Source organism: Myroides sp. A21 (assembly GCF_000807225.1).
Classification (GTDB): domain Bacteria; phylum Bacteroidota; class Bacteroidia; order Flavobacteriales; family Flavobacteriaceae; genus Flavobacterium; species Flavobacterium odoratimimum.
The window spans coordinates 882,714-895,855 of record NZ_CP010327.1 but is presented as its reverse complement, the minus strand read 5'-3'; the positions used below and the strand labels follow the sequence as shown (position 1 = coordinate 895,855).

16 protein-coding genes and 1 riboswitch are annotated in these 13,142 nt (G+C 37.0%); of the genes, 2 read left to right on the top strand and 14 right to left on the bottom strand.

What is annotated here, in order from left to right; genetic code table 11:
* Nucleotides 1-35: 35 nt before the first annotated feature.
* A complete protein-coding gene (aat, locus tag MYRA21_RS04195) occupies nt 36-686 on the top strand; it encodes a leucyl/phenylalanyl-tRNA--protein transferase (RefSeq protein WP_006259746.1) in 651 nt (216 codons plus the stop codon).
* Here the strand turns inward: aat and MYRA21_RS04190 are convergent.
* The 14 genes from MYRA21_RS04190 to rplM all read right to left on the bottom strand — a co-directional run bounded on the left by MYRA21_RS04190 (nt 676) and on the right by rplM (nt 12,199).
* Complete coding sequence (locus tag MYRA21_RS04190) at nt 676-1,398, bottom strand: HesA/MoeB/ThiF family protein (protein ID WP_006259745.1); 723 nt, start codon at nt 1,396-1,398, stop codon at nt 676-678. The genes aat and MYRA21_RS04190 overlap by 11 nt on opposite strands.
* 15 nt (nt 1,399-1,413) lie before the next feature.
* On the bottom strand, nt 1,414-2,523 hold the full coding sequence (thiH, locus tag MYRA21_RS04185; protein ID WP_006259744.1) for a 2-iminoacetate synthase ThiH: 1,110 nt from the start codon (nt 2,521-2,523) through the stop codon (nt 1,414-1,416).
* Between the two features lie 3 nt (nt 2,524-2,526).
* A complete protein-coding gene (locus MYRA21_RS04180; RefSeq protein ID WP_006259743.1) occupies nt 2,527-3,303 on the bottom strand; it encodes a thiazole synthase in 777 nt (258 codons plus the stop codon).
* Complete coding sequence (locus MYRA21_RS04175; protein WP_006259742.1) at nt 3,300-3,920, bottom strand: thiamine phosphate synthase; 621 nt, start codon at nt 3,918-3,920, stop codon at nt 3,300-3,302. The genes MYRA21_RS04180 and MYRA21_RS04175 overlap by 4 nt, the downstream gene beginning before the upstream one ends.
* Nucleotides 3,910-4,662, bottom strand: a complete 753-nt coding sequence (locus tag MYRA21_RS04170) for a hydroxymethylpyrimidine/phosphomethylpyrimidine kinase (protein ID WP_006259741.1) — start codon at nt 4,660-4,662, stop codon at nt 3,910-3,912. The genes MYRA21_RS04175 and MYRA21_RS04170 overlap by 11 nt, the downstream gene beginning before the upstream one ends.
* On the bottom strand, nt 4,629-5,261 hold the full coding sequence (locus MYRA21_RS04165; RefSeq protein ID WP_006259740.1) for a thiamine phosphate synthase: 633 nt from the start codon (nt 5,259-5,261) through the stop codon (nt 4,629-4,631). The genes MYRA21_RS04170 and MYRA21_RS04165 overlap by 34 nt, the downstream gene beginning before the upstream one ends.
* 12 nt (nt 5,262-5,273) lie before the next feature.
* Complete coding sequence (gene thiC / locus MYRA21_RS04160) at nt 5,274-7,088, bottom strand: phosphomethylpyrimidine synthase ThiC (RefSeq protein ID WP_006259739.1); 1,815 nt, start codon at nt 7,086-7,088, stop codon at nt 5,274-5,276.
* 45 nt (nt 7,089-7,133) lie between these two features.
* A complete protein-coding gene (thiS, locus tag MYRA21_RS04155) occupies nt 7,134-7,340 on the bottom strand; it encodes a sulfur carrier protein ThiS (protein ID WP_006259738.1) in 207 nt (68 codons plus the stop codon).
* A 64-nt stretch (nt 7,341-7,404) separates the two neighbouring features.
* Nucleotides 7,405-7,504, bottom strand: a riboswitch (TPP riboswitch).
* 96 nt (nt 7,505-7,600) lie between these two features.
* The gene (locus MYRA21_RS04150) at nt 7,601-8,080 is read right to left on the bottom strand and encodes a methyltransferase (RefSeq protein ID WP_006259737.1); all 480 of its coding nucleotides are present in this window, start codon (nt 8,078-8,080) and stop codon (nt 7,601-7,603) included.
* A gap of 63 nt (nt 8,081-8,143) precedes the next feature.
* On the bottom strand, nt 8,144-9,319 hold the full coding sequence (locus tag MYRA21_RS04145) for a dicarboxylate/amino acid:cation symporter (RefSeq protein WP_006259735.1): 1,176 nt from the start codon (nt 9,317-9,319) through the stop codon (nt 8,144-8,146).
* 88 nt (nt 9,320-9,407) lie between these two features.
* Nucleotides 9,408-10,373: a translation elongation factor Ts gene (gene tsf / locus MYRA21_RS04140; RefSeq protein ID WP_006259734.1), complete on the bottom strand. Its 966-nt coding sequence runs from the start codon at nt 10,371-10,373 to the stop codon at nt 9,408-9,410.
* Between the two features lie 102 nt (nt 10,374-10,475).
* Nucleotides 10,476-11,216: a 30S ribosomal protein S2 gene (gene rpsB / locus MYRA21_RS04135; RefSeq protein WP_006259733.1), complete on the bottom strand. Its 741-nt coding sequence runs from the start codon at nt 11,214-11,216 to the stop codon at nt 10,476-10,478.
* Nucleotides 11,217-11,357: 141 nt separating this feature from the next.
* Entirely contained in the window at nt 11,358-11,744 is a 387-nt protein-coding gene (gene rpsI, locus MYRA21_RS04130; protein ID WP_006259732.1) for a 30S ribosomal protein S9, read from the bottom strand.
* On the bottom strand, nt 11,744-12,199 hold the full coding sequence (gene rplM, locus MYRA21_RS04125) for a 50S ribosomal protein L13 (protein ID WP_025124595.1): 456 nt from the start codon (nt 12,197-12,199) through the stop codon (nt 11,744-11,746). Before rplM ends, rpsI begins: the two co-directional genes overlap by 1 nt.
* 270 nt (nt 12,200-12,469) lie before the next feature.
* Between rplM and MYRA21_RS04120 the strand changes: the two genes are divergently transcribed.
* A complete protein-coding gene (locus MYRA21_RS04120; protein ID WP_006259730.1) occupies nt 12,470-12,955 on the top strand; it encodes an immunoglobulin-like domain-containing protein in 486 nt (161 codons plus the stop codon).
* Nucleotides 12,956-13,142 lie beyond the last annotated feature (187 nt).

The following is a 13,142-nucleotide window of genomic DNA, read 5'->3' as shown; positions in this document are numbered from 1 at the left end:
AAGATGTCCCTAAGATTATTCTTAGGGACTTTTTTATGCCTATGATAACACTCTTAGACAGTAATTACTTATACTTTCCAGCAGTAGATAATACGCATGAGTCAGGTATTTTAGCCATCGGTGGTGATTTATCTGCTAATAGATTGATATTAGCGTATAAGTCTGGGATATTTCCTTGGTTTGAAGATGGAGAGCCTATTACATGGTGGTCTCCTAATATGCGTATGGTGCTAGAGCCTGATGAGGTATATATCTCTAAGAGTATGCGTAGTATCTTAAAGAAAAATATATTTACAGTTACTTTTAATACTTGTTTTGCAGATGTAATTAATAATTGCCAGAACGCTAAGCGCGATGGGCAGTTAGGTACTTGGATTACAGATGATATGATCAAGGCATACTGCAATCTACATGACTTAGGCATCGCTAAATCTGTAGAGGTTTGGCAAGATGGAGAACTGGTAGGTGGTCTCTATGGTGTAGATATGAAACCTGTGTTCTGTGGAGAGAGTATGTTCTCCTTCGTACCAAATGCTAGTAAAGTAGCTTTTATCTACTTATGTGAATATCTAAGTGATAAAAAGTATAAGCTACTAGACTGTCAAGTATATAATGATCATCTAAGTTCTTTAGGTGCTTATGAGATACCTAGAGAGGTATTTCTAGAATATTTACCTAAGAGGTAACGCTACCATACTTCAGTTTATTTATTTCCCAGGTCAATGTGTTGAGGATAAGAAGTTGACCAGAAAGGGAGGGAAGGTCTAAGATGACTTTCAGTGTCTCATGAGCCATAATAGTTCCTATTATACCAGGGAATGTACCAAGTACCCCATTAAGACTACAGTTAGGGACATCTTCTGGAGCAGGAGGCTCTGGGAAGAGATCACGGAGGTTGGCATTGTTATGATGATTAAAGACACTCACCTGACCTTCAAAACCTAATATAGTACCATAGACTAGTGTCTTATCTAATGCTACACATGTGTCATTCACTAGATAACGTGTGCTAAAATTATCACTACCATCTACGATAATATCGAATGAACTCAGAATAGCTACTGCATTGTCAGAGGTTAACTGTTCATCGTATATTGTGAAGTGGATATGTGGGTTTATTTGTTCGATGCGTTGTTTGGCTATACTAGTCTTGTTTTTGTTGATGTCAGCTTCTGTAAATAGTATTTGTCTGTGAAGGTTGTGATGTTCGATAGTATCAAAGTCTATTACCGCTAGTGTGCCTACACCACAACTAGCAAGGTAAGTTAGCACTGGAGAACCTAATCCTCCAGCACCTATTACTAATACCTTAGCTTGTTTTATCTTCATCTGACCGTCTATTCCTACTTCAGGTAGATTCATCTGTCTGTTATATCGCAAGAAATCTGTTGTATCCATACTATAGTTTTTTATTTATTGATAGGCTTTATCCCAGTCTTTCCATACAGGATCATATCCTGCTTCTTTTATCAGGTGGTATATCTCTGATGTACTTCTTGAGTCACATATTTCAAATTGTTCTAGAGAGTTTTCATCTACACTATATCCTCCAGGATTGGTCTTAGAACCTGCACTCATCGTAGTAGCACCTAGTTTAAATACATTGTTTCTCAGTATTTCACTCTCACGGGTAGAGATAGATATCTCAAGGTCTTCATTCCATATTCTGTATGCACATAAGAGCTGTATGAGGTCTCTATCTTCCATGATGAAGTTAGGCTCTATAACGCCTTCTGCAGGTCTTAGCCTAGGGAAGGAGACAGAGTACTTCGTTTGCCAATAAGTCTTTTGTAGATAGTCTATATGTAGTGCATTAAAGAAACTATCTACTCGCCAGTCTTCTAGTCCAAGGAGTACACCTAATCCTATCTTATGTATGCCAGCTCTCCCTATTCTATCAGGGGTGTCTAATCTATATTCAAAGTTGGATTTCTTCCCTTTTGGGTGGTATTGTTTATATACTTCTTTATGGTAGGTCTCTTGATATACTAGTACAGCATATACACCTAGATCAGCTAACTGTACATACTCATCTTGTTTTAGGGGTTGTACCTCTATAGAAATGGTAGAAAAAGACTGCTGTATCTGTTCTATACTCTGTTTGAAGTAATGGATATTGACTACGTGATTAGCTTCTCCTGTTACGAGTAATATATGATCATACCCTTGTGCTTTGATTACTTTGACTTCTTGTTCTATTTCTTTTGGAGAGAGAGTCTTTCTACGAATGTTGTTATCTAAGCTGAAGCCACAGTAGGTACAGATATTATTGCACTCATTACTAAGATACATCGGAGCATATAGTGATATCGTCTTGCCAAATCTCTTTTGAGTAAGCTGTTGACTCTGCTGAGCCATCTCTTCTAGATAGGGTGTAGCAGCAGGAGAGATAAGATGGATAAAGTCTGTGAGGGTCTTCTTATTCTTAGCTAAGATCTGTTCTACTTGTACAGAGGTTGTCTCATAGATTGTTCTCTTAATCTCTTCCCAGTCGTATTGTTCATAAGTTTGTATAAAAGACATAGTTTATTCTGTTAGAAATGCTGTTAGTGGACTAGAAGCTTGAGCGTGATTTACTACAGTAGCTAGCTTAGCCTCATACGCTAGGCGACCAGCTCTGACAGCGAGTTTAAAGGCAGTAGCCATTTGTTCAGGGTTACCAGCTACTGCTATAGCAGTATTGACAAGTACAGCATCAGCGCCTATCTCCATAGCCTTAGCTGCGTCCGAAGGCGCTCCGATACCAGCGTCTACAATAACAGGAACTTTACTATTCTCTATGATAATTTCTAAGAAGTCCATTGTTTTTAACCCTTTATTGGTACCTATAGGGGCTCCTAAAGGCATGACAGCTGCTGTACCTACTTCTTCTAGTCGTTTACACAATACAGGGTCTGCGTGTATGTATGGCAAGACAACAAACCCTAGTTTGGCTAGTTCTTCTGTCGCTTTTAGGGTTTCGATAGGATCGGGAAGTAGGTATTTAGGGTCTGGGTGTATTTCTAGTTTAAGCCAGTTTGTCTCTAGTGCTTCTCTAGCTAGTTGTGCTGCGAAGACTGCTTCTTTAGCATTTCTTGCTCCTGATGTATTAGGTAGAAGGTGGATATGTGGGTACTGTAGATGAGTGAGTATAGCATTGGTGTCAGTGGTCGTGTCTATTCGCTTCAGAGCGACTGTAACTAGTTCGCTTTCGGATGCTAATGTAGCGATTTCCATATCTGCGTTAGAACCGTATTTACCCGTTCCTAAGAATAAGCGTGACTGAAAGGTCTTATCCGCTATTGTAAGTGGTTGTGTATTCATTTGAGTATATAGTTTAGTTGTTGTAGTAATGTTTTTTTATCAGTGCTGTTTTGAAGTAAACCAGATATCGCTATGCCATGTAGTCCTGCTTGTTTTAAGTCTTCTACATCTTCTAGTTGTATGCCACCTATAGCTACTACGGGGATGTTGATATCTAGTTCTTGCATCTGTTTTAGGAGCTGTTGATAACCTGCTAGACCAAGTATAGGGCTTAGCTTCTGTTTAGTAGTAGTAAATCGATAAGGGCCTAGACCGATATAATCACAACCTTCTGCATGTCTAAGTTGGATGTCTTCTATTGTATTAGCTGTACCTCCTATGATCTTGTTAGGCAAATAAGCTTTGGCTTGTGTGATGCTTAGATCAGTAAGTCCTAAGTGGACACCATCGGCCTCTATAGCTTTAGCTAAGTCTACATGATCATTAATGATCAGAGTAGCTTGATATTGTTCACATAGCTTCTTGACCTGTTCTGCTGTTTGCCACAGGGTAGTATTCGTCGTATTTTTGAAGCGATACTGTATCCACTGTTGTCCCGCTCCTAATACAGTTTCTATGTGATATAATTGTTCTTGTGGAGTATCTCCATGACTGATGTATTGTATTTTATTTAGCATGATATCCGAGTAAGGTATGATTAGAGTTGAAGAATGTTTCTATGTAGGCTTTAGCCTTCTGAATAGCTGTCAATGTGTGATCTCCTTTTGCAATATTAGCTGTTATCGCAGAGGATAATACACAGCCAGAACCGTGTTTAGGATAATCTGATAGCTGAGTTGGAGGTATAGTTTGTATCACCTCTTTACTCACATAGTAATCAAAGCCCAATGCATTAGGATTATGTCCTCCTTTTAGCAGAACATCACAGTATTGACTTAATCGCTGTGCTTTTTGAATAGCATCGTCATTCGTAGTGACTAATTGGTGTATCTCTAGGTAGTTTGGCGTAATCAGATCTATCTGTTGTAAGACAGTAGTTAAAGAATCTATTCGTTCAATAGTCTGAAAGTCAAAACCACTAGATGAACGCAATACAGGATCCCAAATAACTTTGGTCGTTGGAGATAAACCTTTGATAGTATCCACATATAGCTTCAATGTATCAAGGTCTCTGACAATACCTATTTTTACTGCTGCTATAGTGTAGTTCTCAAGTATAACAGATAATTGACGGATAGTATATTCTTCTTCCCATCTTACATGGATAAAGTTATCTTCTGTCTGTATCGTATTAGCAGATAGCACCGCCATGGGGTATACTTGATGATGTTCAAATGTTTTGATGTCTGCCATAACCCCAGCACCACTAGTAGGGTCAAAGCCAGCTATTGCCAATGCAATTGGTCGTAATATTGACATAATTCAAATTGTTTTAAGGGTTGCTCAGCTTCCCATATTGTTCCTAATAAGGCATAATCATCAAATCCCATTGTATGAATAGATTCGATGTGAAAAGGCGTGATACCTCCAAGGGCAACTAAGGTTACTCTGTTATTAGTTCTTTGCTTTAATTCCTCTGTCCAATCAATAGTTGAGACATACCCTCTCTTAGATATACTAGGATAGATAGGACTGATGAATGCTCTGTCTATGTTTGTTGATAACTTATTAACCTCACTTATACAATGAACAGATGTTGATAACTTAGGCAGTTCTACACTATAGTTATTAACATATAAACAATCAGTTGTTGATAAGTGTGTATAAGTACTGTTTATCTTGTTGATAAGTGCTTTATATTGTTTAAAAACGTGTTCATTGTTGTTAATAACTATTGTTGGTATGTGTATAACTAAGTACGGATGATAGTAATTGTCGATATTATTCACCCATTTTACTAACTCTTCATAGGACATATTCGGTTTGCGAACATGAAGTAGAGGCAAGCCTTTCTCAAACATTTTGTTGATAAGGCTTGTCTCGTTTTCTATAGGAGTAGGGTAGGTTATGACCACCATCTCTGTTCTCTTTTATAGATATATTTCTTTTCCTAATTCTATAAACTCTTCTGACTTCTCGCGCATTCCTTGTTCTGCTGTATCTCTAATTTCTTGTGATATTTTCATAGAACAGAATTTAGGTCCACACATAGAACAGAAGTGAGCTACTTTAGCGCCATCAGCAGGTAGTGTTTCATCGTGAAACTCTCTTGCTGTATCAGGATCTAGTGAAAGGTTGAACTGATCTTCCCATCTAAATTCAAAGCGGGCTTTACTCAGTGCATTATCTCTGTATTGTGCTCCAGGATGTCCTTTCGCTAAGTCTGCCGCATGAGCAGCTAGTTTATAGGTAATCACTCCATCCTTCACGTCTTTTTTGTTAGGTAGGCCTAAGTGTTCTTTTGGCGTTACATAACATAGCATAGCCGTTCCGTACCACCCTATCATAGCTGCTCCGATAGCTGAAGTGATATGATCATAACCAGGCGCTATATCTGTAGTTAGTGGGCCTAATGTATAGAAAGGGGCTTCTCCACAGTCGCGAAGTTGCTTTTCCATATTCTCCTTAATCATGTGCATAGGTACATGTCCTGGTCCTTCTATCATGACCTGTACATCGTGTTTCCACGCGATTTTAGTTAGTTCGCCTAGTGTTTCTAACTCTGCAAATTGAGCAGCATCATTAGCATCTGCGATAGAGCCTGGTCTTAGTCCATCACCTAGAGAGAACGCTATATCGTATTGCTTCATAATTTCACATATCTCTTCAAAGTGAGTATATAAGAAGTTTTCTTTGTGATGGAATAGACACCACTTCGCCATAATAGACCCTCCACGAGATACAATACCTGTCACTCGATTAGCAGTCAAGTGAATATAACGTAGTAGTACTCCCGCATGTATGGTAAAATAAGAAACTCCCTGTTCTGCTTGTTCAATCAGGGTATCTCTAAATATCTCCCATGTCAAATCTTCGGCTATTCCTTTTACTTTTTCTAATGCTTGGTAGATAGGTACTGTTCCTATAGGTACTGGAGAGTTGCGTATAATCCACTCTCTTGTCTCGTGAATATTCTTACCTGTTGATAAGTCCATAATCGTATCTGCTCCCCAGCGACATGCCCATACCGCTTTTTCTACTTCTTCTTCTATCGATGAGGTCACAGCACTATTTCCGATATTAGCGTTGATCTTCACTAAGAAGTTACGCCCAATAATCATAGGTTCGCTTTCAGGGTGGTTGATATTATTAGGAATGATAGCACGTCCACTAGCAATCTCTTCTCTGACAAACTCCGGAGTAATAAAGTTTTTAGGAGTATTGGCACCGAAACTATTGCCTTGATGCTGTTGCTTCATGGCTGAGGTAGCGTTGTTCAGCTGTTCTATTCTTTGGTTTTCTCTGATGGCTACATATTCCATTTCAGGAGTTATTATACCTTTTTTAGCATAATGTAGTTGAGTAACATTAGCTCCTTCTTTAGCAACCTTTGGGTTATGTCTAAATTCAAAGCGCAAGTGATCTAGTTTTTCATCTGCTAATCTAGCTTTACCATATTCTGATGTGATAGAAGATAATGTATTCACATCCTCTCTATTTAGTATCCATTCTTCGCGTAGACGTGGAATACCTTTGCGTATGTCTATGGTAATATCCGGATCAGTATAAGGACCTGATGTGTCATATACTGTTACAGGAGGATTCTCTTCTGTACCGCCATTAGATAGTTTAGTGTTGCTAAGAGATATCTCTCTCATCGCTACTTCTATTGGGAAGAGCTCTCCCTTGATGTACACTTTTTTTGAGTTAGGGAAAGGAGTTTGTGAGATGCTGTGTTGTTCCATTGTCTTTTAGTTTTAAGAGTTATTTAGTTTTTTAAACGAATGGAATCAACCACCTTGTGTAGCAGTTATAATTAAGATATCATCACTAGTAGATAAGTGATAAGTAGACCATAGGGGTTTAGCAATAACAGTTTGGTTCACAGCTACCGCTATCCCTTTTTGTTTCTGTGGATAATAAATATCCAACATAGCCTGAATACTCAAGGTATCCGTGTCAAATAGTACTTGTTGATTGTTGATTTTTAGTTCCATTCCTTTTCGTTTTGATATATAACTTTAGGAATGGCTACAATAGGGTACGAACGTACCTATCTAATGAAGTCATCTTACTTTTCCCTACGCTAGTATTAACTAGATCAGGTTCCAAGGGTGAAGTCTCAGCCTACAAAGTCTTGTAGACACCCCTAAAGCTTGAGGCAAATATAGGTCTTTTTTTGAACTGTGCAAATTAGGTGTAGGGATAACATGATATAATAAAAAAACGCTGAGGGAATTCCTCAGCGTTTGTATACTTATATTTTTTCAGCGTAAACGATATAGTATCTAGGGGTAAACCATCTAAAGATCGGACGTATCCCTAGTTTTTTGATAGGGTGTGTCCACATATCTCTATCTATGATTTTATACCCTGCTTTCTCTACTAGCCAGTCTAATTGCCAAGCTTCGAATTCGTGATAATGCCTGTCTAGCATATCTGTTTTACTTCTATATGCAGTACTAAACCACAAACGCAAAGGAACAGAAATCATTATTTTAGAAGCTTTACACGACTTTAATACCGTATAAGGATTTAGTAAATGCTCTACAATTTCAAAAGCTGTTAGCACATCATAATCAGTATTTAAAAGTACACTTTGATCTTCGTCTAAGTCCTCGCCAGAAGTATTGATTACTTGATAGCCATCTTCTTTCATTATTTTGGCTAGTGGGTTAACTACTCCTAGATCTAGTATTTGTGAGTCTTTTGAAATGTGCTTATTGACAAACTCCATTGTCTTTTTAAATCTCTTACTCGGATATGTTTTCTCGTACATAATTGTGAATTCGCTAGAACATTATGCTTCTGTTATAGCTGTGTTTTTAGATATTCTGTTTACTATAATAGCGATAGCTCCATCCCCCATAACGTTACAAGCTGTACCGAAGCTGTCCATAGCGATGTATAGTGCAATCATTAAACTTTGTTGTTCTGTATCAAATCCTAAGATAGAACTTAGTACTCCTAAAGAAGCCATAATAGCACCTCCAGGTACACCAGGCGCTGCTACCATCGCAACTCCTAACATACAGATAAAACCAACCATTAACGTAAAGTCTACAGCTTGCCCTTGTACTAACATTAATGCAACAGCACACGCTACAATTTTTAATGTACTACCTGCTAAGTGTATTGTCGCACACAAAGGTATAGCAAATCCAGCTATTTTAGGATCTACATTATTCTTTAATGTTTGTTCTAATGTCACAGGTATTGTTGCCGCAGAAGATTGTGTCCCTAGAGCTGTAAAGTACGCAGGTAACATATTTTTCATTAGCTTAATAGGGTTCTGCTTACTTATCGTACCTGCTATTATGTATTGGAACAGTAGAACGAAGATGTGTAGTAAGAAGATTACTCCTATGATTTTTATAAAGGTGTCTAGTACAATGAATACTTGCCCATTATAAGTCATATTCAAGAATATACCGAAAATAAAGAGCGGTAAGAACGGAATAATGGCTTTGTTGATTAATGACATGATAATACTCTGAAAGTCGTTAAAAACACCCTCTAAGTATTTGAAATTACCTTTAGAGATTCCTATTCCTAAAATAAAAGAGATGATTAAGGCACTCATGACATCAAACATTGGAGGCATTTCGATATTAAAGTAAGGAGCTAGGTTCTTTGTTGATTCTGTAATATCTCCCATTTGTTCTGTCGCTAGTATACTTGGGAATGTCGATATACTCACTCCATAAGATATAAAACCTGCGAATAGGGTAGAACCATAAGCAATAGCTGTGGTAATGATAAGTAATTTACCTGCATTTTTACCAATGTTACCAATCGCAGGAACGATTAGCCCTAAAATGATAAGCGGGATAGAGAAGCCTAGAAAGCCACCGAATATACTGTTAAAAGTACTGAATATTCTACCTATTGATTCTGGTAGATAGTTTCCTAACACACTACCTAAAGCGATAGCGATAATGATCTGCACTAGCAGATTGTTCTTTAATAATTTCATAATAAAATTAGTTGTGTCAGGTAAAAGTAATAAAAAAAAGCCTCAGAATTAACTGAGGCTTTTCTAAATATTGCTAAAAGGTTATTGATTAACCTAAAGAAGCTCTTTTGAATCCAGTGATTTCTACGTTGAAACCTTTTACATAGTCAGCAACTTTTTTAGACTCATCTTTAATGAAGTTTTGGTCTAATAATGCTTTCTCTTGGTCTAAAGTAGTGTTGTCACTGATGAAACGTTGGATTTTACCTGGTAAGATTCTATCCCAAATGTTTTCTGGTTTACCTTCAGCTTTTAATTCAGCTTTAGCATCTTCTTCCGCTTGTTTTAATACTTCTTCAGTAAGTTGAGCGTAAGAAATATATTGAGGTACATTTTTAAGAGTTTTCCCTAAACGTACTAATTCTTCGTTTTCTTTTACGATAACAGCGATACGAGCCTCAGTTTCTTTAGCAACGAATTCTGCGTCAAAATCTTTGTAAGATAATGTTTCAGCACCCATTGAAGCAACTTGCATAGATACGTCTTTAGCAATCTCGTCAGCTTTAGCAACAGCTTCAGATAAAGCAGTGATAGCAGCGATTTTGTTTCCGTGAACGTAAGAACCGATGAAAGCACCTTCTAATACTTCGAAAGAACCGATCTCGATTTTCTCACCGATAACTCCTGTTTGCTCAACACATTTTTCAGCAACAGTCATTGTAGCGTCGAATGGAGATGCTAAGAATTCTTCTTTAGTGTTAAAGTTGATAGCTTTCTCAGCTAATTCTTTTGCTAAAGCTTGGAATCCTTCGTTTTTACCTACGAAGTCAGTCTCACAGTTTAATGTGATAACTACACCTCTAGTTTTGTCTGCATTAACTAAAGCTACAGCAGCACCCTCGCTTGACTCACGGTCAGAACGGTTAGCAGCAACTTTTTGTCCTTTTTTACGTAAAACTTCGATAGCTTTATCGAAATCTCCTTCAGCTTCAACTAAAGCTTTTTTACAGTCCATCATTCCGGCACCTGTTTGTTGTCTTAGTTTATTTACTTCTGCAGCAGTAATATTTGCCATTTTAAAAGAGTATTAATGAGTTAATAAAAAAAAGTCGTTATCGACAGTGTATACAAAGGTAGACAACTATCAGCATAACGACTTTATGATATTGTTAAAAAATTATGCCTTAGCAGCAGGAGCTTCTACTTTAGTAGCTTCTTCTTTTTCAGACTTTCTTTCTGCATTACCTTCGATAATAGCAGAAGTCACTAATGATAAAATTTTATCGATTGATTTAGAAGCATCATCGTTTGCTGGAATAACAAAATCTACTTGACGTGGGTCAGAGTTTGTATCAACCATAGCGAAGATCGGAATGTTTAATTTTTGAGCTTCTTTTATCGCAATGTGTTCAGCTTTAATATCTACAACAAATAGAGCTGCTGGTAGACGAGTCATGTCAGCAATAGAACCTAAGTTTTTCTCTAATTTTGCACGAAGACGTTCAACTTGTAAACGCTCTTTCTTAGAAAGAGTCATAAATGTACCGTCTTTTTTCATTCTATCGATTGAAGCCATTTTTTTAACAGCTTTACGAATAGTAACGAAGTTTGTTAACATACCACCTGGCCATCTTTCAGTGATGTAAGGCATGTTAGCAGCAGCTGCTTTTTCAGCTACGATGTCTTTCGCTTGCTTTTTAGTTGCAACGAAAAGGATTTTTCTTCCTGATGCAGCGATTTTTTTCAAAGCTTCATTAGCTTCTTCTATTTTAGCTGCAGTTTTATATAGATTGATAATGTGAATACCATTACGCTCCATATAGATATAAGGAGCCATGTTTGGATCCCATTTTCTAGTCATGTGTCCAAAATGAACACCTGCTTCTAGTAAATCTTTTACTTCTACTTTGTTTGCCATTTTCTAATAGTTTACGTTCTGTTACTTTAGCAATAATCGAGTAGCAATAAATTGGTCTCAATTATTTAGATGCTAAACTACCTCTTACAGCATGTTGTAAGTGGGGCAACAAAAACCCAGATTTTTAATAATAAATAAATATTAACGTTTAGAGAATTGGAATCTCTTACGAGCTTTCTTCTGACCGAATTTCTTACGCTCTACCATACGAGGGTCACGAGTCAATAATCCTTCTGGTTTAAGAACTGCTCTGTTTTCAACATCAAGTTCACACATTGCTCTAGCGATAGCCATACGCACTGCTTCAGCTTGACCTGTTGTTCCTCCACCGTATACATTTACTTTTATGTCAAAGTTCTCAGCGTTCTCAGTCATTGTAAGAGGCTGTAATACTTTGTACTGTAATGTACCAGTTGGGAAATAAGTTTTAAAATCTTTTTTGTTAACTGTGATGTTACCTGATCCTTCAGAAACATAAACACGAGCAACAGCGGTTTTTCTTCTACCGATTTTGTGAATAACTCCCATTACTTAATTTCGTTTAAATTAACGGCCTTAGGTTGTTGAGCTTCATGTTTGTGCTCAGAACCTACATTAACATTTAAATTACGGAATAATTGTGCTCCTAATTTGTTTTTAGGCAACATTCCTTTTACTGCTTTCTCGATCAATAATGCAGGGTTTTTTTGTTGCATTACTTTAGCAGTTAATGATCTTTGTCCTCCTGGGTAACCTGTGTGACGGATGTAAGTCTTGTCATCTAATTTGTTACCTGTTAGGTTGATTTTCTCTGCGTTGATAACGATTACGTTGTCTCCACAGTCTACGTGCGGTGTATAATTTGTTTTGTGCTTACCTCTTAAAAGTACTGCAACTTTTGAAGCAAGACGTCCCAAATTTTGACCTTCAGCGTCAACAATTAACCACTCTTTTTGAGCAGTTGCTTTGTTAGCCGATACTGTCTTGTAGCTTAAACTTTCCACAATAAATTTGTATTTAATTAAACATTCCATTCCCAATTAAGGGAGTGCAAAAGTACAATTATTTCTGTACTTTACAAATTTCTACTCCCTTTTTTAGAAAATATTGGCGCTCAATTGTTTGACTAACAATTGTATCGCTACTCTACTTCCAATATCAATTGCTCTATTTAGGTTAGTATTTTTTACTAGATACGATGTACACTAAATTCATTGATTTTTGTAATTATAAAATGTTTGTTTTGAGTAATTTAGTAAATAAAAATAAATGATATGAAGAAAAAGATCACATTACCTGTAATGGCAGTATTAGCGCTAATAATGGCTGGATGTCCACAAAAGAAAGAAGCGGCAACACATGAAGAAGTAATCGAAGAAGTAGTTACTAAAACGCCTAATCAGAAAGAGTCGCTAGATAGTATAAGTAACCAAGTAACTATGGTGTTAGAACAAGTGGCTTATGATAAAGCACCTGAAGTACTTCATTTAACGATAACTAATCAATCTTCAGTAGAAGTAAGTACTGGCTCAGACTACTCTATCAACGTTCTAAAAGGAAAGTCTTGGGAGGTGATGGATATGAAAGGTATTGGTTTTGATAGAATGATTCATCCTATTGGGCCAGGTGAAGGAGTTGGTTTTGATATCAACTTGTTTAGCAAGGAACTAAAATATGAGAAAGGTACTTATAAGATTATAAAACAACTAGCAACTGATAATGGTAGTTTTATTAAAGAGGTAGAGTTTGTAATTAAATGATGATACTAGGAAAGTAAATCACAGTCAAACGGGAGTGTTCTTTATCAAGAGATAAAATTCTTGAAGAGGGATGTTGTAGTCGAAACGTGTTTTGTGGCTTACAAAAGAGTTTATTATAACATGTATATATAGTATGGTAGTAAAACTAGGAGATCATGCTGAGTGATTTGAACTCTGATTTTACTCT